Raw genomic sequence first — 17,763 nt, forward strand, 5'->3', positions numbered from 1 at the left:
AAATCATTAAAAGGGTTGAGCAAGTAAAGGCCAAGCATAAAGAAGGATGGCCCCAGCTGTATAAAGAAACAGAGCTACCAAGCGCCAGCTTTTTTTCACACTATCTTGCTCACCATAAACGGGAAAGACAAAGGCTAGAAGCCCTCCTCCCACCAGGCCTCCTAAGTGACCGGCTAGACTGATCCCCGGCATGAAGCTAAAGAGGATATTGATCAGAATCAAGGAAGTATAACGTTGGCTCAGATAGTGAATATAGGGACTTCGAGCTATAAAGCGCAAACTGGCAATGGCACCAAAGATTCCAAACAAGGCGGTAGAAGCCCCAGCTGCAACAGCAAGAGGAGAAAAAACCAAGACAAAAAGGTTGCCCATTAAGCCGGATAAGAGGTAGAGGGCTAAAAAGGCCTTTGAGCCAAATAGATCTTCTGCGATTCTTCCGATAAAATAGAGGGTAACCATGTTCAAAACAAAGTGTTGCAAGCCAACATGAACAAACATGGCAGCAAGCAAACGCCAGCTCTGGCTCGGGTCCATTTGGATTTCCGCCCCTAAGACACCCCCAAAGTCGTAAACAGTTTGGACCGATTCATAGTCAAAGCCACGAAGCAATAACATGGCTAGAAAAACGCCGGTTGTTAATAGGAGCAAGCTACTGGTCACCGGGTATTTCTTATCAAATAGTTGATTCATCCACAAGAACCTCCTGTACTGGAATATCATGGGGAGCAGGTGAAAAGTCTACTTCCTGGCAAGCATAGATAGTGCTGACGGTCGCTCCGTCGAAATCTGCCAAATAGCGATCGTAATAGCCTCCTCCATAACCCAGACGGTAGCCATCCTTTTGAAAGGCCACTCCAGGAACATGGATCAGGTCAATCTCCGACTGATCTATCACTTGAGCCCCATCCTCTGGTTCCAAGAGACCAAAGGCTGTTGGTTTCAATTTCTGCGGATCATAGACTGCAAATTCCATGCGCCCTTTGGGATAGGTTTTTGGGATGACAACCTGTTTGCCATCTTCTTGAGCTGCATCAATCAGAAAACTCGTATCCACCTCATGCGGGAAGGACAAATAGGTCGCAATCACGCTTGCTTCTTGGTAAGCTGACAAAGAGCGTAACCGCTGGATCAAGGCTCGATCAGCCTTTCGCTTGTTCTCCGGCTCCAAGCCTTTCATCTTCTTCAATATACTTTTTCGAATACTTGCTTTCATTTCCGTCTCTCTTTATTGGTTGGCTTTCATTTTTAAGAAAGGACTAATGGCTTTGACACCAAAGTGCAGGGTTTCTTCCTTGGGACTCATCTGAGGGTGATGAAGGGCATAAGGACTGTCCACTCCCAACCAGAACATGACTCCATCCACTTTTGACAAGAGATAACCAAAATCCTCTCCGGTCATGGCGGGTAGGATATCCATCAAGGTCACATCTTCTGCTTGATCAAAGAAAGTCATCAATTCATCTGCCAAGTCTGGATTGTTTTCCACCGGCAAATAGCCCCCTTGCTTGAGTTCCAACTCTAGGTCCATATCAAAAGCATCTGCAACCCCTCTCGCAATCGTCTCGAGTCGTTTCTGGGTCAAGAGGTTCATTTCCATGGTCAGGGTCCGGATGGTCCCATGCAGAAAGGCCGTTTCTGCAATGACGTTATTGGTCGTCCCCGCATGCATGGAACCGAAGGTCACAACTGCCCCCTCGATAGGATCGACATTACGGCTGACAATGGTTTGAACTTGAGTGACAAAATAGCTAGCAGCAACCAGGGCATCCTTGGCTTCATGAGGAAAGGCGGCGTGTCCACCTTTTCCTTTAAAGGTCAGCTTCACTTCACAGGTCCCTGCAAAGAGCGTCCCCCGATTGGTCGCGATTTCGCCTACCTTTAAGTCCGGACGGACATGGAGGCCGTAGAATTGATCAGGTAGCCAGTCTCCAAAGGCCCCATCTTCATACATAAGCATGCCTCCAGCTTCATTTTCCTCGGCTGGTTGAAAGAGGAACAAGAGATTGTTCTTAGGCTGTTCTTGAACCAATTGCTCCAACAAGCCCAAGGCTAAGGTCATATGAACATCATGGCCACAGGCATGCATCCGACCTTCGTGGTGGGAGGCAAAGTCAAGGCCAGTTTGCTCGATAATGGGCAGTCCATCGATATCCGTCCGCCAGCCAATGGTCTTTTCTGGATTGGATCCTTTCAGAAAAACCAGGATCCCCGTCCGCCAGGTCCGCTGCTCGACGAATTCTTTTCCCTCGGTGATTTCTGCGATGCGCTCCAAGAGATAGGCTTGTGTTTTAAATTCTTCTAGTCCAATTTCTGGGATTTGATGCAGGTCCCGCCGAATTTTTACTAAATCAAGTGTCATATCCATCTTCCTCTTTTGAGAAGAAGCCGAGGTATCCCCCAGCTTCCTTTTCTTATTCCTCTATTATAGGTTACGCAAGGCATCCTCAAGCGCTGTTTTTTGTTGCGTCTGTTCGTCAATCGTCTTGATCACGCGCGCAGGTACACCTGCTACCACTACATTTTCAGGTACATCTTGGGTAACAATCGCACCCGCTGCTACGACAGAGCCATTGCCAACTTGAACCCCTTCGATGACAACGGCATTGGCACCCACCAAGACGTTATCCCCGATACGAACTGGTTCTGCAGAGGCTGGCTCAATGACACCTGCAAGGACTGCTCCTGCTCCGATATGGCTATTTTTACCAACCGTTGCACGGCCACCAAGAATAGCTCCCATATCGATCATGGTCCCTGCACCAATTTCAGCCCCGATATTGATGACGGCTCCCATCATGATTACCGCATTGTCTTCAATGGTCACCTGATCTCGAATGATCGCACCCGGTTCAATCCTGGCATTCAAATAACGCTTGTCCAGCAAAGGTACCGCTGAATTGCGACCATCTTGCTCTACGATATAGTCTTTGTTTTCTGTTAAGTTGGCAAGAAGGGGCTCAATCTCTTTCCAGTCTCCAAATAGGACATTGCCTAGCTTTACAACGGATGCTGGAAGCTCTCCTGCCAATTCCCCTTCAAAGGTCACTTTTACGTTGGTTTTCTTTTCTGCATTGCCGATAAAGGCGATAATCTCTTGTGCAGTCATTTTTTGTGCAGTCATGTCAGTACCTCTTGTTCTTTGTAGTCAGTCCTCTAGGAAGATAAACTCCTTTTGAACTCTTAGATTTTACTATTATAGCATAATTTGCAAGAATTCTTTCTCATCTAAAAATTTCATCAAAGCAACACGTTCTGGACCAACAGAGACAAGTAGAGAGGCCAGAATTTTTTGACAACCCCTAAATAGGAATTCTCAGATGATCTTATCGATTATGATTTATCCTCAACACTCCTTATACTCTTCAAACGGAATCTTCCCCCAGTTTCATCAAAAGACATAAAGACACTCATCTTATCCCTTGTAGTATAGACGATTGTAATTCGTTTGACTCCCCCAATAGCATAATTATTATGCATAAAGTCAGGAGTTCCTAATTCTTTTACAGCTTCTATCAACTCTAGACCTTCTTCAGATGAAGCTTGCAAAGCCTTATAGTCTTTACTTGTTTTCGTGACTTCTCCTCTAAAACTTTTCCTAGTATAATAGGTCACACTACTGAGTTCCATAGAATCTTGTTCTTTCTGAAAATTAAGAGACAAGCGCCCTGTATCCCCGACGAGCTCATATTCTAATCCGATTCTCTGGCTACCGTCGGAGCTAGAGGACAGGTGACCAGAGACCGCTTTCCCAATCTGATCGACAATCTGCTCTGGCGTTACATTAGGTTCATTCGCTTTTCTCACTAAAGAAATGAAATCCTCTATGGACAATTCAATTCTGTGGTCCTTGTCAATATAAGGAGAATCTTCTCCAAAAAATGTAAATTCAGTTTTTACGGATGAATCTGTTGGGAGCTTCTCAGTCTTTTTAGTGGTTGAATAGGAATCTCTTTGATGGGAAAGGTATCTTACATAGTGGAGAGCCCCACAAAAGAGACACACAATGACGACAAGACCTATCCCTAGCTTCAGGAGACCACTGCGACGAGAAAACCAGGATGCTTTGAACTGGCCCATTTGGGATGCGTATACTCGATCTGATCTCGAATATTTGTCTTCCTCAAATTGATCTTTGGATTCAAATACCTCTCCTTGTGGTTGACCTTCTGAAAACACCTCCGGTACTTTTTTATTCCCCCCTGGCACTTTTGACCATTCTCGTTGAATTTTTCTACCTTTTTGCATTTCACTCTCCCTTATTCTCGTTTCTCAGGATGGAAGAAAACGGAATGAGACTCCTCCTTCTCACTTTAGTTATTCTTTTTTATCCTTCAATTTCGTCATACTTCCCAAACGGAAAAAATCTCCATCTTGATCAAAATACAAGGTAACTCGCATCTCATCACTTGCTTTATAGGAGATAGCAATTTGAGCCTCCGTCCCAGGTAAAAAACTGGAATAGAGCCAATCTGGTACTCCCAATTCTTTGATAGCTTCCATCAACTCCACCCCCTCTTGACCTGGCTGAGGAATAAGAGCACTATAATCATCACTTGTTCTTTCAGTTGATTCTCTCTGGCTTTCTAGGGTAAAATACTGAATCGAATGCAGAAGGAGGCGATTCTCCTTTTCACTAAAATCAAAGTCCAGTGCTGCTTTATTATCGGTAAGGAGATACGTCAATACACTTCCTCGACTACCATCAGAGTCTATACTCACATATCCATCTCTTGCTTTTCCTAATTGGTTGAAAATATCATTCATAGTAAGGTTGGCATCATTAATTTTTCTAATGTATGCGACAACCTCCTCTATATTGATATCAACTTTATGATTTGGGTCTGTATAGCGAGAGTTTTTATTAAAAAGATTTTTAAATTCCTTATCTGATAAACGAGCCTCTGTCCCCTTGCTTAATTTTACAGAGTGAGAATCATGCGCAGGTGATTTCACATATCGAGACACAATGTTAAAAAGGAACAAGAGGAACAGACCTCCTAGCACTAGCTTGAAGAAAATAGAGAAATGAGCTAAGTAAGACTTCTTAAGCACACTTTTTTGAAGATTCTCTCCACCATTTCGCTTCCCTGTTTTTGCTTCTTTGACCCTGCTTGGTAGTTCCATCCTATCATTCTGCAGATTACTTTTTGAAGAGAGCTCTGAAGAGATTTTATTTCCACCTGGGACCTTAGTCCATTCTCTCTGAATCTTTCTACCTTTTTCCATTCAATTTCTCCCCTCTATCAGGTAAGACTTGTAATCCCTTGAGAGTCCACCTGGCTCTTTCGCAACAAATAGCAAGAACCATCCATTATTTCAATCTCTAATAAATAAGATTTCCCCTTCTCATCCTGAAAGGATAGTTGAAAACCTTCCTGATCAGGCCCGATCTGGCGTCGGACGAGGAATTGTAATCCCTGATAGCTACCTAGAAGTGCTTTCAGATCTATCTTTTCTCCAGGTTCTAAGTTCTGGTAAACTTTTTCTGAAAAAGCTTTTTCCCCCTCCCGGTCTAGATTGGCTAGACTGGCGTCAATCTCTTCTAGCAGATAACTCCCATCAGCCCCCTTGCTAAAAAGCAAACGGATGGAGGCTCCCTTTCCCCTATCGTCCCATCGATAGAGCAGGGAGAGACTGGGTTGCTTACTTGCTGTAGATTGAAAGAGAACTTTCTCTTGGGGGTGCCCCATCCCCTTCAGAAGGGTCTCCAGGCGACTTCCAGTCTGCTTCAGGCTACCGTTTTGGTTCTTTATCGACAGAGAAAAATGCTTAATTTGTTCCAAGGTCCATGGCGAATCCTTTTTTTCATTCGTTTCTTTTAAGAGTCGCTCCCCTTGAAATTCTTTCGCTTCAAAAGTTGATAAGTTCCTTATTTCACTTATCGCTGTAGAACTTTTGGGTGGATGACTAAGGACCTCTAGACCCATCCCTAAGAGGAACGCTAGCAGCAGGAGACCAGGAATTTTTAGCTTCTTGATGACTGTATCCATTTACTCCTCCTTATTCGACCTTAACTAGATGATAGTGAGCATCTTTTTGGGCTTGCAAAGTGAGAAAGACGAGCCCCTCTTGTGCACGGTAGGTTAGGACCAAAACTGTCTTTCCATCCTTATGATTCAAAAGCAATGATTGTGGCAAGCCAACCTTTTGTAAAATGTCTTCTAGTTTCATGCCAGTTTTCTCTTTCCCACTAGCAAGACTGGTCAAGGCTGCCTTTTTCAGCTGTTTACTTTCTATATTCTGCTTAGAGGTTGGTTGATAGCCCTGAATAGCTGTTAGATAGTAGCCATCCTTCATATGGGTAAATTCAAATTGGTATCTATCTCGACCATCTTGTGTCGTTCCATAGCTGAGACGAAGGAGCTGCGTTCTAGCTTTTGACTCCAGCCGAGCTTGCTTGGCTCCCCCTAATTTTTTGACCAGGGTCTCCGGTGTCGTCCCCTTGGTGCTTAGCTCACCAGTCCCATCTCCTATTTTAAATTCTAGCAATTCCTCCAAATGCACCCCAACTTCTGGTCGATCTGATTTCGCCAGGAAGGCCTGCAGATAAGCTTCTTCCTTACGAAAGGTCACTTGCTGGTCTGGATTTAGCTGGTCTTGTGGACTCCCAGAAGCAGCAAGCCCATATCCTACTCCCAACATTGCGAGGATCCCTAAAAGAATCCCTCTTTTTTGGATGAAAGCTAAGAGGGTCTTCAGATGTTTTCTTGTTATTTCCTTTACATTATCCATTCTGCGATCGTATCTGTATCCCTTTCCGTCCAACTGTTCACACCTATTTCCTTTGGCAACATATTCTACTATACCATAAATAGCTCGTCCCCGCTAGAACAGAAAAAGATCTGAAAATGCCATTCCAGATCTTTTTAGGGTTTTAGGTGAATGGATTTTTCCTCCCTTACCTCTTTCGAAAAGAATGAATGAAGAGCCCCTTCTTCATCATAATTTTTTTTCAGATAAAAGGAAATCTCCATCAGATTGTCTCACAAAAGTCAACCTATATTCAGAAGAACTTGAGGATTTTATATTTACTGTCATTGTAGTAACAATATCTTTAGTTTTGTAGTCTTCATCTGCAGACATTGAAAGACTAGAAATAGTATGATCCTTAATCACTTCCTTGTAGGATACTCCATCCTTACCAGTTTTAGCATCTCCCACTTTCAGTTTATCATAGTAAGATGAGGTCATAAAATCGTCCTCAGCTTCTTTATGATTCCCTAAATAATAGAGGTTTTTTAAATAGTAATTGTCTCCTTTCTTCTGAAACGTAAGGCGCATTTCACGAACAGTACGATAACTAGTCAGCGTATCATCCTGATCTTCTTGTAACTCGCCCCATTCTAAATCAATTTTATCTTTTCTAAACGTGCCTTTCAAAGCTTTGCCATGTACATCCACAACATCTTCAATGCTTGTTCCTAAATCTGGAGTTTCGTATGTACCAAACTCCAAATCAGCTAAATCATCAATGTTCCAAGAAAATTCTGCTTCTTCCGGATCAATATACTTACCAGCCTGATCTCGTTTTGATTCTCCTGCGTTAGCTGTTGGGTGAAGGGCTGGTTCGCTACTTTTAGCATTTGCTGCACCAAAAGAACGACCAAGAAATAGACCTGCAATGACTCCTAAGACTGCAAAAACACTAACACAAGCGATTAACAGACCTTTCCCTGGCTTCTTTTGATTACCAGTTTCTGGCACACCAAATGGTGCCTGTGATTGATTCATATTCATCTTTCATCTATCTCCTCTATATTAATAACGTTCTGGACCAATGTATAAGAAATCTCCATCTGGTTGTGCTAAGAAGCGCAATGTCTTATAATCGTCACCGACCTTAAAGTTTACGGTTGCAATAACACGAGTAGAGTCATACTTTTCTCCGTCCTCAGTCATTTTTGTTTCTGTTCCAATTCGGACAACATTTGATTTATGCTTTTTCAAAACTTCTGATAGGGAAGTTCCACCTTCACCAGTTTTCTTATCTCCTGTTTTCAGATTTTTGAATTCTTTTGTACTCAACTCACGATCTGCAGAAGTATCTTCATCTTCATCGTCTTCTTCGTCTGCATAGAATTCTTCTAAGTCAAAAGCTTCCACAGTTTTCAAATAATAATTGCCATCAACTTTTTCAAATCGGAAATAAACATTCTGATGTTCAGCATTCTTTGCGCGATCCCAATAAAGAGTAAGGCTATTCTTATCATACTCTACACTGGAAGCCAATCCATAGGTTTCAACAATCTGATCAGCAGTCAACCCATAACCATCCTTATTGGTATAACTCAAGGTAGCAAGGTCTTTAAGAGTCCAGGTGAAAACAGCCTCCTTCTTATCTGTAATGAAGCTGTTCTTTATCTTTTTTGCTTCTTCATTAGCGCGTTCTAAACGTTTTGTTCGATTAGCATCTGCTTGAGGCTTAGATGAATTTCCCCAGAAATAGCCAGCTCCACCACCAATTAATCCACCAAGAAGGAGTGCAAAAAGGGAAAAGACAACAAATTTCGTCCATCCACGCTTCGGTTTTGGCTGAACATTCCATTGCGATTGGAAGGCTTGAGGGTTCCCTTGTTGGTAGAAAGGATTGTTTTCTACCTGAGGAGCTTGGTTTTGGAAAAATTGTCCCTGCCCACCAGCTTGTGGTCCTTCTACTGGAGAAGACTGTTGAAAGGCTTGCGCTCCTGGTGCGCCAAATGGCTCATAAGCTGTTTGACCAGTTTGTGCTCCAAAAGGTTCTTGAACGTTTTGACCAGTTTGGGCTCCAAAAGGTTCTTGAACAGTCTGCCCTCCTTGTGCTCCAAAAGGTTCGTGAACGCTTTGACCAGTTTGGGCTTCAAGAGGTGGTTGAACGGTTTGTTCGTCTTGCGCTCCCAAAGGTTCTTGGACAGTTTGTCCCTCTTGTGTTCCAAAAGGTGTCTTGTCTTCTGTTGTCATAATCTCTCCTTTACTAACAACCTGCGCCCGTCATTCTCCCCACTTTTCGTGACCATAGTTTGACGTGCAAAGTATAAATATAGTAGTTCTACTATATCATAAAACAGTCTATTTTTCCACCTCATTCTGAGATATTGAAAGCGATTAAAAAACGACCTCTTGCGAGATCGTTTTGTTGTCTATTATAGACGAGCGTTGAGTTCTTTGCTCAATTCTTCAAATCCTGGTTTACCAAGAAGGGCAAACATGTTACGTTTGTAAGCTTCAACACCTGGTTGGTCAAATGGGTTGATCGCGTTTAAGTAACCTGAAAGGGCAATGGCTAATTCGAAGAAGTAGATAGTGTAACCAAGAGTGAAGGCATCTTGCTCAGGAAGAGTTACGTACATGTTTGGTACGTCACCGTCAGTGTGGGCAAGAAGAACACCGTCAGTCGCTTTTTTGTTAACGAAGTCAACGTCTTTTCCTTGGAGGTATCCAAGTCCGTCAAGGTCTTCTTCCAAAGTAGGGATGATCACATTCTTACGAGGTTTGTCAACGCGGACAACTGTTTCAAACATGATGCGAGTTCCTTCTTGGATAAATTGACCCAATGAGTGCAAGTCTGTTGAGAAGTTAGCTGAAGTTGGGTAAATACCTTTTTGGTCTTTTCCTTCTGTTCAGGCACCCCTTGTGGATCCATCTGCTGGGAATTCCCTTGCACTGACTGGCTAGTTTGATTGACTTGCCAATCAACCACTGCGTCATCTATTTTTTCTAATTTAGACCCAGAAGCCTGGACTTTTTGTCCAAGCTCTGAATCAATTTTTTAGACTTTTATTTTTCTAAATTGCTTGATTTTAAATTTTGTTATGGTCAAGCAGTTTCGAAAATCTGAATGGTAGAGTCCTTTTCAATTACTACTGCTTGGTCTGCTGCAACATGGAGAGTGCCCGGCAGGCTGCCCTCTTTTGAACCATCAAAAGAAATCGTGATATGGCCCAGTCCAGTTAAATTTTTTTCTACTACATTTCCTACGGCAGTAATCGAATATTCCTGACTATCTACCACCAGCTTTCCACCTTCTAGTATTGCACCTAGAAGATTTTTGTTATCGATTTTAAAACAATACTCTGCTAAGTCTTCCGGAGCTTCTTCTCCAAACAAAATGAGCATATTGGCATCTTGAATCATATTCTGAGCTTCAGGCCCCACTTGAATTACTTTAGCTTCAAAAATTTTCTTCATCTAATTCCTATTCATCCTTTCTCAAATCTGTCATAAACTTATGCTTATAGATAAGTTTAACATAATAGTTGCTATGTTTACGTGCATCTATCAAAAGTTTACTGATAAAGGCCAATACTAGCTATCCAAGCTACTAGCACCCGCGGAACACCATTGAGAAAGCGTGAATAAAGCACAGAAGGGACACCAACCTCAACTGTTTCAGCCTTGGCTTCAGATAGACCGAGTGCTACAGGAATGAAATCACAACCGTTTTGAGTGTTGATAGCAAATATAGCTGGCAGAGCCATTTGGGGCGGAATAGTCCCTTTGCCGATTTCAACTCCAATTAAGGTTCCAATAATCTGACTGATAACAGCTCCGGGGCCTAACAAAGGAGATAGGAATGGCAAGGAACAGATAAAGCCAATCAAAATGAGTCCCCAGATGTTCCCAGCTAGGGGAACCATTAATTTTGCCAGCCAATTTCCAACACCTGAACCTTGAATAACCCCAATCAGCAAGGAAACAAAGGCCATGAAAGGAATGATCGTGTTGAGCATTGTTTGGATGGCTTCACGAGCAGCCTGGTTGAAAGTCGCAACGACCTTCCCAGCGCCCATCCCAATTCTTGCTACAATACTTGTTTCAGCTTTTTGCTCTGTAATTTTTTTACTAGTATCGTAAGTTGGCTTTTCTGTTACCACAGTTGTCGCTTTTTCGTCTTCATTAGCAGCAGAAATTTGATTAAGGCCAACTGCTGACACATAGATTTCCTCGGTTATATATTGAGCTAGAGGCCCACTTTTCCCTGTAGCGACAATATTTATTGTAGGGATCCCCTTTTTAGGATAAATACCACAGCGAAGAGTACCGCCACAATCCACGATTGCTAAAGCAATTTCCTCATCTGGGATAGAAGTTTTAAACCCATTAACAGCTTCCATACCGGTCAAATCAGCAATTTTATCTACAATATCTGGCTTTTCTCCTCCGCCAGTGATATAGATGAATTTATGCTTAGCTTCACTAGGTGTAATGACCAAAGGTCCTCCGAAACCGCCATTTCCTTTAACAACTTTTATACTCTTATATGACATAATTTCACTCTTTCTATCAATCAAATGTTTTACTCAAGGTAACACCTTGCTGTTTTGCTACATAAGCAGTTGTAAAATCGGTCACCCAACCGCCTACAAAGTTCATGACAAGCCCAACAAGCATGTAACGAATGGCTAAGTCCATTTGACTTAAACCTAAAGTTTGAATTCCTGTTGCAATTCCCATCCATACAAACAATTCCCCAGGATTGATATGCGGAAATACACCATTTGAAGTATGGCAGAACTGCATCTGAGCTGCTACAAAACTAGGTTTATAATATTCTGGTAAGAAACGTCCCATACTGATTGCCATCGGATTCCCCAGCATAAAGGCTGAAATGAAAGGTAAAATCATATACCGGCTAACAGGATTTTTGGCAGAAATCTTAGCCAGGGAATTGACCTTCTCTTCTCCCAAGAAAGCGATAAGGGTATTCATTGCAATCAATAGCATTAAGACAAGCGGTACAATATTTGTCATCCAGCTAATAAAGGTTTCTCCACCTAATTGGAAGAGTTTCATAAAACTCTCTGCAAAATTTGTAATGTGATTCATAAGGAACTCCCTTTCTTATTTTTTTTAAATAACTGTTTAATAGATAATTGTAAGTAATTCGCATAAAAGCCGAATCCCAGAAAAGAATCAGATGAACTTGTCTCTTTCTCAATACCTGCCTCATTCCAAAGATAGACTTTTCTAGCATCTTCTATGGCTGATTGCATCAACTTATTTTCTTTTCTCACAAGAGGATTATACTTGTCAAAATAATGGATGTCTTCTCCAACATAATCGTCCATATTTTGAAAACGTGCTAAGATTGTGACTCCTTGCATTTTGCTAGCTTTAAGAACCCGACCGTTTTCATCAACCGCGAACATGACAATCGTACCGGATTTGATTCTTCCGGACTTCCTGCCAATCGCTACGCGCCCCAGTTTTCGGAGCATCGTATAGGTCTTATTGAAGTCTTTGAGTTGCTGCCAGCCGAGGAACATTTGAAATATATAAGCTGCCATGACAAATACAGCGAAAATTATTAGCGAATTCATTAAAATACTCCTTTGCTCTTAGAAAATGATAGAAACTCTGTCTCTGTTTCTACAGCCCTCAATGCTTCTTTTAGAGAAGGCTCTCCTGCAATTCGAAAAATGTCGTCATACAATTCCAGCAATTCACTCTCCATTTTGCTTTCAATTTCTGAGGGAATGGCGACTAGAAAGATAAATTCAATCCAATCATCTCCTTTTTGATAAGGCTCTTCTAGCTTTCCAAACATTAAAATAGTCTTTGCATAACCCTGGTTAATTGTATGGGGGAAGGCAATTCCTCCACCAAAAATGGTTGATTGTTTTTTATCCCTATCAATTATCCGATTTCTAAAACCTTCATCAATCATCTGAAGTTTCTCTAACTCTGCAACCATATTTAGCAAGTATTGCTGATAGGTTTTTTGGGGAGTCAAACGAAGAAAACGTAAGCTGACTGTTTCTAGATTTTTTTGATGAAAAGCATTGGCCCTCTGCCATTCTTCCTGCAGCCATTGATCATCAAAAAGATGATTAACTTGAATGACTGGAGATTTAGAATCTTTATATTTTAGAGGAACTGTCGTAAAAATCGCGAAATAGTCCTGATTCAAATCCAGATTAAAATCCTCTTCAGAATACTGAGTAATGTCTACATCATTTCCAAGAATTCGTCTGAGTTGCTGAATAATCATCGCAGCAGTTCCTCTTCCTGTTGTGCAAACTACAGCTATCTGCTTGCGAGAACCATTTACAACAGAGTTTTGCTTTCTTAAAATCATTTCAAAATACAAAGCCAGATATCCGATTTCAGATAATTCCAATTCAGAACCAAAAATTGCAGATAGTTCTTCTCCAGCAATTTTCGCCATTTCAAAAGCAAAAGGATATTGAGTTTGAACCTCGCCATGGAATATATCATTAGCTTGCACATGGAAAATCAGTCGATTGATTAAGGAGCCTAGATGAGACTTGATTTCTTCAAATAATTCTTCATCATCAAAGTTAACCAACATTGTTTCTTTGACTTTCTTGACAATCCCTTGAAAAATGTTTGCAAGCTGTTCAGATTGATAAGACGGCTTGCTTAAAGTGTCAATAAAACGGATATTAAACGGAAAACACAAAAAGTCTATCTCAAACTGACTGAGGGAAATCTTATAAGTCATCTCAATATGATAGATTAATTTTTCAACCAAAGGTGTCTCTGTTAAATCATTCCTATAGTAAGGAATAGGGCAACTCAACACCCTAGATGCATGAATACGCTCCACCATAATTGAAATTGTCTTTCGAAGGAGTTCCTTTGTTTCTTTCGGGATTTTATACTCCTGGAGTAGCGTCTCCAGAAAAGAAGATGTTGCCTCGGTGAGTGTCTTTCCTTCAAAGTAAGGGGCCACTTGGTGAATATAGAGCAAGCGCAAATTCAGCTCGGACCCCAAGACCTCCAGCCCACGGTTGGGCTTTCCTGAAATAGTGATAGAGTAACTCTCTGCCAAAGATTTTACTTGTTTTAAATCCTTATTAAGGGTACTTCTACTAACACCTGCTTCCTCAGCCAAGTCGTCAATAAGAAGAGGGGAGGTTGACTCAATTAAACGTTTTAGTAAATAGGCAATTCTTTTACTGGAAGAATTGAAGTCACTCTCCCGTTTTAAACTACCAGATAAAATCCTTTCCAACTCAGTATAGTCATACACCTCTAACATTAACTGATCATCTTGTGAGATAATCTGGATACTCGGAGCCAAAACATCATTTAATTGTTGGATACTCTTTTGCAAGGTTTGCATACTAATATCCAGCTCTGAGCGCATATCTACCAAGGAATAAGTTGGCTGTGAGACCATTTTTTCTAAAATATTATACCATCGATTTACTATGGTCAACTCTCTTCCTCACCTTCATTTTTTTAACCGCGAGTTTTCCCTCCGGCAATATTTGTAGTGACTCCAGTTATATAGCTAGAACGGTCTGAAATATAGAATGCTACAAGGTCAGCTACTTCCCGTAGTTTACCACTTCGTCCCAAAGGAGTTGTTGAAGTTGAAGCATAACCAGCTCGAATATCTTCTACCGTCTTTCCACGGGTATAAGCAAGAGCTTCCTCATAAGAAAGAGTTCGAAGTCCCGTAGCTTCCATAATTCCTGGAGCAATTCCAACCACACGTACACCATGCTTACCCAGCTCTTTTGCCCATGAACGAGTGTAACTATAGACTGCTGCTTTTGTGGCAGCATAGGCACTTTGTCCTTCAGAACCTTCCAAGCCTGCTTCTGAAGCCATGTTCACAATTACACCTTTTCCATTTTTCACTAAAATACGTCCCACTGCCTGACTAACCAGATACAAACCTTTTTGATTAATCATCGTTACTTTTTCGAACGTCTCATCGTCCAATTCGTAAGGACCTTTAGGATTTTCTGCATCGATTAATAATCTAGGGATATTAATCCCTGCATTATTGACCACTGCATCAATATTGCCAAATCTTTCAACTATTTTGGCAACACCCTCTTCTACTTCAGAGCGAGAAGTTACATCAACTTTTACAAATAATAGATTTGGATGACGCAAATCGTTGTCGCTAAGATCGAAATTCGCTACGTTGACACCTAATTCCAGCAATTCTTCAACGATTGCCTTACCGATCCCAGATGACGCGCCAGTCACAAGAACTGTTTTGCCTTTTATGTTTAACCAATCATTCATTTTGATACCTCTCAAATTTTATTTACAAGGCAATTATACAGCGCTTTCATAAATGAATTAAGACACTCTTTTTTACACAGTTCAAAAAAATAATAAACTAATTAAGAGGCTTGTACTAAAAAATCCACAAGAAATGAACTTGTGGATCTCTTTTTATACTCTAAATGAACTCAAGGCATATAAGAATCAAAGGCGTGCATTCAACTCAGCACCCAGCTCTTCAAAGCCTGGTTTTCCAAGAAGGGCAAACATGTTTTTCTTATAAGCCTCAACTCCAGGCTGGTCAAATGGATTGATACCATTCAGGTAGCCAGAAAGAGCAATAGCCAACTCAAAGAAGTAAATAGTGTAGCCCAAAGTGAACTCATCTTGCTCAGGCAGTGTCACAAACATATTTGGAACTCCACCATCAGTGTGTGCTAACAGCACTCCATCTGTAGCTTTTTTATTGACAAAGTCAACATCTTTTCCTTGCAAGTAGCCAAGACCGTCCAAGTCTTCTGCCAATTCAGGAATCAGCACATTTTTGCGAGGTTTATCTACACGTACAACTGTTTCAAAGAGGATACGGGTACCTTCCTGGATAAATTGTCCCAGAGAGTGCAAGTCTGTTGAGAAGTTGGCTGAAGTTGGGTAAATCCCTTTTTGGTCTTTCCCTTCTGACTCACCAGCCAGTTGCTTCCACCACTCAGAGAAGTATTGTAGAGATGGTTCATAGTTAGCTAAAACTTCTGTCAGATAACCTTTACGGTACAAGATATTGCGTACAACTGCATATTGATATGCTTCATTTTCAGCCAACTTATCAGAAGCATAAGCCTTGCGAGCAGCATTTGCTCCTTCCATTAACTTGCTGATATCAGCCCCTGCAGCTGCGATTGGCAAGAGTCCCACTGCTGTCAATACTGTAAAACGACCACCTACACTATCAGGCACTACAAAAGTATCCCAGCCATTAGCATCTGCTTCAACCTTAACTGCACCTTTAGCGCGGTCTGTAGTTGCATAAATCCGTTTATTTGCTTCTTCCTGACCATACTTCTTAACCAAGAGTTCTTTGAAGACACGGAAAGCAATAGCAGGCTCTGTAGTCGTTCCTGACTTAGAAATAACGTTGACAGAGAAATCTTTGTCTGATACATAGTCTACCAAATCAGCCAAATAGCTTGAAGAAATAGAATTTCCAGCATAGAGGATTTGAGGTGCCTTGCGTTCTTCCTTGCTTTGTAGATTTACAAAAGAATTATTCAAGAAATCAATAGCTGCACGAGCTCCTAAATAGGAACCACCAATACCGATTACGATCAATACCTCACTATCAGATTGGATTTTAGCAGCAGCCTTTTGAATACGAGCAAATTCATCTTTGTCATATTCTTCAGGCAAGTTCAACCAGCCAGTCATTTCTGCCCCAGGACCTGTACCATTTCGCAGAGCAGAATCTGCAGCAGTCACTTGAGGCTGCATATAATCTAGTTCATGTGGTGCTACAAATTTATCTAACACCTTTGAGTAGTCAAATTTAATATGTGACATGTTTATCCTCCAATTGTTCTTTTCTTTTATGATAACGCTTTAAGAAAAAATAAGCAAGTGCTTTCGCTATTTTAAAACGTTTACATTTGTATTCTATACTATTTTTCTAAATAAGCTAACCTTAGGACATAACCGAGAGCAATCGTTTGCGTAAGTCAACAAATTTTAGGCCTATTTAGGCCTATTGAGAAGAACAATTTTGATTGACAAGAAAACAAATATGCTTCTTAAGATTGGATGTCAGCTGAATTCATTTCAGGTCCGTTCAAACTAGATTCGCTGCTCCAATATTCATCTGCACCTTTTAGGCTTGACTCATCAAGAGCAATAGAAAAAGAGCACACAGTTCACTTCGCTTAGGGCTGCTGGATTCCTCCCCTGACCCGCTTCACGCAGAACTGTTGCTCCGATAGGTATTATATCATAATTTGTGGATTTTGCAAAGGTCCGGTTTTTATTCTTGTGTTTCGGCCTTGGCTGCGAGTTTGGCTTGTTTTTTTCGTTCTCGACCTTGGCGGAAGAAGGTCTGCATGATGGCTGCACATTCTGCTTCCAAGATTCCTGTTTCTACTTCGACTCGGTGATTGAGGCGTTCATCTGCCAAAATGTCGTAGAGACTACCTGCTCCACCGAACTTCTGATTGGTCGCCCCGTAAATCACCTGGGGAATCCGAGCTAGACCAATGGCACCACTACACATGACACAGGGCTCAATCGTGACAAAAAGCGTCGTATCCAGCAGGCGCCAGCTATTTTCACGCTGATTGGCCTCCTCGATCGCCATGATTTCCGCATGCATGACCGCCCGCTGCAGCTCCTCACGCGCATTATGTCCACGCCCGATAATCTGACCATCCTTGACCAAGACACAGCCAATCGGTATTTCATCATTGGCGAGGGCAATCTCCGCCTCCTTCAGGGCTTCCCTCATAAACATCGCTTTTTCCTCTATCGTGTAGTCCATCTCTTCCTTCTTCCTTTTAGTTTCTTTGTTCATTATACCATAGGCAGCTTACGACTCACAAAAAAAGCCGCCGATTGGGCGACTCTTATGGGAGATTATTATGAAAAAGTTTAGGAGGTTTAAACAAAGTTAGGAGGTCTTTGTTTATGCTTCTAGTATAGCTGGCCTATCTTAAATAAAGCTTAAGTTCTCTGAGTATTGATGATTTTGGAAATATCACCACTTAGAATCTCAAAAATATCTGACAAATTGCTGGCTTACTACTATCCGCTTTGTCG

General features: G+C 41.6%; 18 protein-coding genes, 1 other RNA gene and 1 pseudogene. All 20 read right to left on the bottom strand.

The features are described 5' to 3' along the window. Positions 1–6: 6 nt before the first annotated feature. The gene (locus I2D56_RS01150; protein WP_154854334.1) at positions 7–690 is read right to left on the bottom strand and encodes a rhomboid family intramembrane serine protease; all 684 of its coding nucleotides are present in this window, start codon (positions 688–690) and stop codon (positions 7–9) included. Then, positions 674–1,213 (bottom strand): 5-formyltetrahydrofolate cyclo-ligase, encoded by a 540-nt coding sequence (locus I2D56_RS01155; RefSeq protein WP_154854332.1) that lies wholly within the window; start codon positions 1,211–1,213, stop codon positions 674–676. Before I2D56_RS01155 ends, I2D56_RS01150 begins: the two co-directional genes overlap by 17 nt. A gap of 12 nt (positions 1,214–1,225) precedes the next feature. Continuing rightward, entirely contained in the window at positions 1,226–2,359 is a 1,134-nt protein-coding gene (locus I2D56_RS01160) for an N-acetyldiaminopimelate deacetylase (protein WP_154854329.1), read from the bottom strand. A 63-nt stretch (positions 2,360–2,422) separates the two neighbouring features. Continuing rightward, positions 2,423–3,121 carry a 2,3,4,5-tetrahydropyridine-2,6-dicarboxylate N-acetyltransferase gene (gene dapD, locus I2D56_RS01165; protein ID WP_006595464.1) on the bottom strand — a complete coding sequence of 233 codons (699 nt, stop codon included), beginning with the start codon at positions 3,119–3,121 and terminating at the stop codon, positions 2,423–2,425. Between the two features lie 209 nt (positions 3,122–3,330). Then, positions 3,331–4,245, bottom strand: a complete 915-nt coding sequence (locus tag I2D56_RS01170) for a hypothetical protein (RefSeq protein WP_195347786.1) — start codon at positions 4,243–4,245, stop codon at positions 3,331–3,333. A 69-nt stretch (positions 4,246–4,314) separates the two neighbouring features. Further along, positions 4,315–5,226: a hypothetical protein gene (locus tag I2D56_RS01175; RefSeq protein WP_154854322.1), complete on the bottom strand. Its 912-nt coding sequence runs from the start codon at positions 5,224–5,226 to the stop codon at positions 4,315–4,317. A 17-nt stretch (positions 5,227–5,243) separates the two neighbouring features. Beyond that, positions 5,244–5,990, bottom strand: coding sequence for a hypothetical protein (locus tag I2D56_RS01180; protein WP_195347787.1), 747 nt, complete (start codon positions 5,988–5,990; stop codon positions 5,244–5,246). Positions 5,991–6,000: 10 nt separating this feature from the next. Continuing rightward, positions 6,001–6,642, bottom strand: a complete 642-nt coding sequence (locus tag I2D56_RS01185; protein ID WP_229050153.1) for a hypothetical protein — start codon at positions 6,640–6,642, stop codon at positions 6,001–6,003. A 297-nt stretch (positions 6,643–6,939) separates the two neighbouring features. After that, positions 6,940–7,737, bottom strand: coding sequence for a hypothetical protein (locus tag I2D56_RS01190; RefSeq protein ID WP_023027341.1), 798 nt, complete (start codon positions 7,735–7,737; stop codon positions 6,940–6,942). Positions 7,738–7,758: 21 nt separating this feature from the next. Beyond that, positions 7,759–8,937, bottom strand: a complete 1,179-nt coding sequence (locus I2D56_RS01195; RefSeq protein WP_195214217.1) for a hypothetical protein — start codon at positions 8,935–8,937, stop codon at positions 7,759–7,761. A gap of 182 nt (positions 8,938–9,119) precedes the next feature. After that, positions 9,120–9,596 (bottom strand): annotated as a pseudogene (gene pgi, locus I2D56_RS01200) (glucose-6-phosphate isomerase); the annotation flags it as partial. A 196-nt stretch (positions 9,597–9,792) separates the two neighbouring features. After that, the gene (locus tag I2D56_RS01205) at positions 9,793–10,164 is read right to left on the bottom strand and encodes a PTS glucitol/sorbitol transporter subunit IIA (RefSeq protein ID WP_008808177.1); all 372 of its coding nucleotides are present in this window, start codon (positions 10,162–10,164) and stop codon (positions 9,793–9,795) included. 98 nt (positions 10,165–10,262) lie between these two features. Further along, complete coding sequence (locus tag I2D56_RS01210) at positions 10,263–11,243, bottom strand: PTS glucitol/sorbitol transporter subunit IIB (RefSeq protein ID WP_038804194.1); 981 nt, start codon at positions 11,241–11,243, stop codon at positions 10,263–10,265. A 16-nt stretch (positions 11,244–11,259) separates the two neighbouring features. Further along, positions 11,260–11,802 carry a PTS glucitol/sorbitol transporter subunit IIC gene (locus I2D56_RS01215; protein WP_023024625.1) on the bottom strand — a complete coding sequence of 181 codons (543 nt, stop codon included), beginning with the start codon at positions 11,800–11,802 and terminating at the stop codon, positions 11,260–11,262. Continuing rightward, a complete protein-coding gene (locus tag I2D56_RS01220) occupies positions 11,799–12,296 on the bottom strand; it encodes a transcriptional regulator GutM (protein ID WP_033585448.1) in 498 nt (165 codons plus the stop codon). Before I2D56_RS01220 ends, I2D56_RS01215 begins: the two co-directional genes overlap by 4 nt. Further along, positions 12,296–14,122, bottom strand: a complete 1,827-nt coding sequence (locus I2D56_RS01225; protein ID WP_080639548.1) for a BglG family transcription antiterminator — start codon at positions 14,120–14,122, stop codon at positions 12,296–12,298. The genes I2D56_RS01220 and I2D56_RS01225 overlap by 1 nt, the downstream gene beginning before the upstream one ends. A 62-nt stretch (positions 14,123–14,184) precedes the next feature. Beyond that, positions 14,185–14,985: an SDR family oxidoreductase gene (locus tag I2D56_RS01230; protein ID WP_001000837.1), complete on the bottom strand. Its 801-nt coding sequence runs from the start codon at positions 14,983–14,985 to the stop codon at positions 14,185–14,187. A gap of 186 nt (positions 14,986–15,171) precedes the next feature. Beyond that, positions 15,172–16,521: a glucose-6-phosphate isomerase gene (locus I2D56_RS01235; protein WP_008808173.1), complete on the bottom strand. Its 1,350-nt coding sequence runs from the start codon at positions 16,519–16,521 to the stop codon at positions 15,172–15,174. Between the two features lie 327 nt (positions 16,522–16,848). After that, an RNA gene (ffs, locus tag I2D56_RS01240) (signal recognition particle sRNA small type) lies at positions 16,849–16,934 on the bottom strand. A 41-nt stretch (positions 16,935–16,975) separates the two neighbouring features. Beyond that, on the bottom strand, positions 16,976–17,485 hold the full coding sequence (tadA, locus tag I2D56_RS01245) for a tRNA adenosine(34) deaminase TadA (RefSeq protein WP_003016809.1): 510 nt from the start codon (positions 17,483–17,485) through the stop codon (positions 16,976–16,978). Positions 17,486–17,763 lie beyond the last annotated feature (278 nt).

Origin of the sequence: Streptococcus australis (assembly GCF_015553625.1) — a bacterium.
Taxonomy (GTDB): Bacteria; Bacillota; Bacilli; order Lactobacillales; family Streptococcaceae; genus Streptococcus; species Streptococcus australis_B.

Bases quoted from the DNA above. Each gene is read 5' to 3' on its own strand.
- I2D56_RS01150 (WP_154854334.1), bottom strand. From the start codon at position 690: ATGAATCAACTATTTGATAAGAAATACCCGGTGACCAGTAGCTTGCTC.
- I2D56_RS01155 (WP_154854332.1), bottom strand. From the start codon at position 1,213: ATGAAAGCAAGTATTCGAAAAAGTATATTGAAGAAGATGAAAGGCTTG.
- I2D56_RS01160 (WP_154854329.1), bottom strand. From the start codon at position 2,359: ATGACACTTGATTTAGTAAAAATTCGGCGGGACCTGCATCAAATCCCA.
- dapD (WP_006595464.1), bottom strand. From the start codon at position 3,121: ATGACTGCACAAAAAATGACTGCACAAGAGATTATCGCCTTTATCGGC.
- I2D56_RS01170 (WP_195347786.1), bottom strand. From the start codon at position 4,245: ATGCAAAAAGGTAGAAAAATTCAACGAGAATGGTCAAAAGTGCCAGGG.
- I2D56_RS01175 (WP_154854322.1), bottom strand. From the start codon at position 5,226: ATGGAAAAAGGTAGAAAGATTCAGAGAGAATGGACTAAGGTCCCAGGT.
- I2D56_RS01180 (WP_195347787.1), bottom strand. From the start codon at position 5,990: ATGGATACAGTCATCAAGAAGCTAAAAATTCCTGGTCTCCTGCTGCTA.
- I2D56_RS01185 (WP_229050153.1), bottom strand. From the start codon at position 6,642: ATGTTGGGAGTAGGATATGGGCTTGCTGCTTCTGGGAGTCCACAAGAC.
- I2D56_RS01190 (WP_023027341.1), bottom strand. From the start codon at position 7,737: ATGAATATGAATCAATCACAGGCACCATTTGGTGTGCCAGAAACTGGT.
- I2D56_RS01195 (WP_195214217.1), bottom strand. From the start codon at position 8,937: ATGACAACAGAAGACAAGACACCTTTTGGAACACAAGAGGGACAAACT.
- I2D56_RS01205 (WP_008808177.1), bottom strand. From the start codon at position 10,164: ATGAAGAAAATTTTTGAAGCTAAAGTAATTCAAGTGGGGCCTGAAGCT.
- I2D56_RS01210 (WP_038804194.1), bottom strand. From the start codon at position 11,243: ATGTCATATAAGAGTATAAAAGTTGTTAAAGGAAATGGCGGTTTCGGA.
- I2D56_RS01215 (WP_023024625.1), bottom strand. From the start codon at position 11,802: ATGAATCACATTACAAATTTTGCAGAGAGTTTTATGAAACTCTTCCAA.
- I2D56_RS01220 (WP_033585448.1), bottom strand. From the start codon at position 12,296: ATGAATTCGCTAATAATTTTCGCTGTATTTGTCATGGCAGCTTATATA.
- I2D56_RS01225 (WP_080639548.1), bottom strand. From the start codon at position 14,122: ATGGTCTCACAGCCAACTTATTCCTTGGTAGATATGCGCTCAGAGCTG.
- I2D56_RS01230 (WP_001000837.1), bottom strand. From the start codon at position 14,985: ATGAATGATTGGTTAAACATAAAAGGCAAAACAGTTCTTGTGACTGGC.
- I2D56_RS01235 (WP_008808173.1), bottom strand. From the start codon at position 16,521: ATGTCACATATTAAATTTGACTACTCAAAGGTGTTAGATAAATTTGTA.
- tadA (WP_003016809.1), bottom strand. From the start codon at position 17,485: ATGGACTACACGATAGAGGAAAAAGCGATGTTTATGAGGGAAGCCCTG.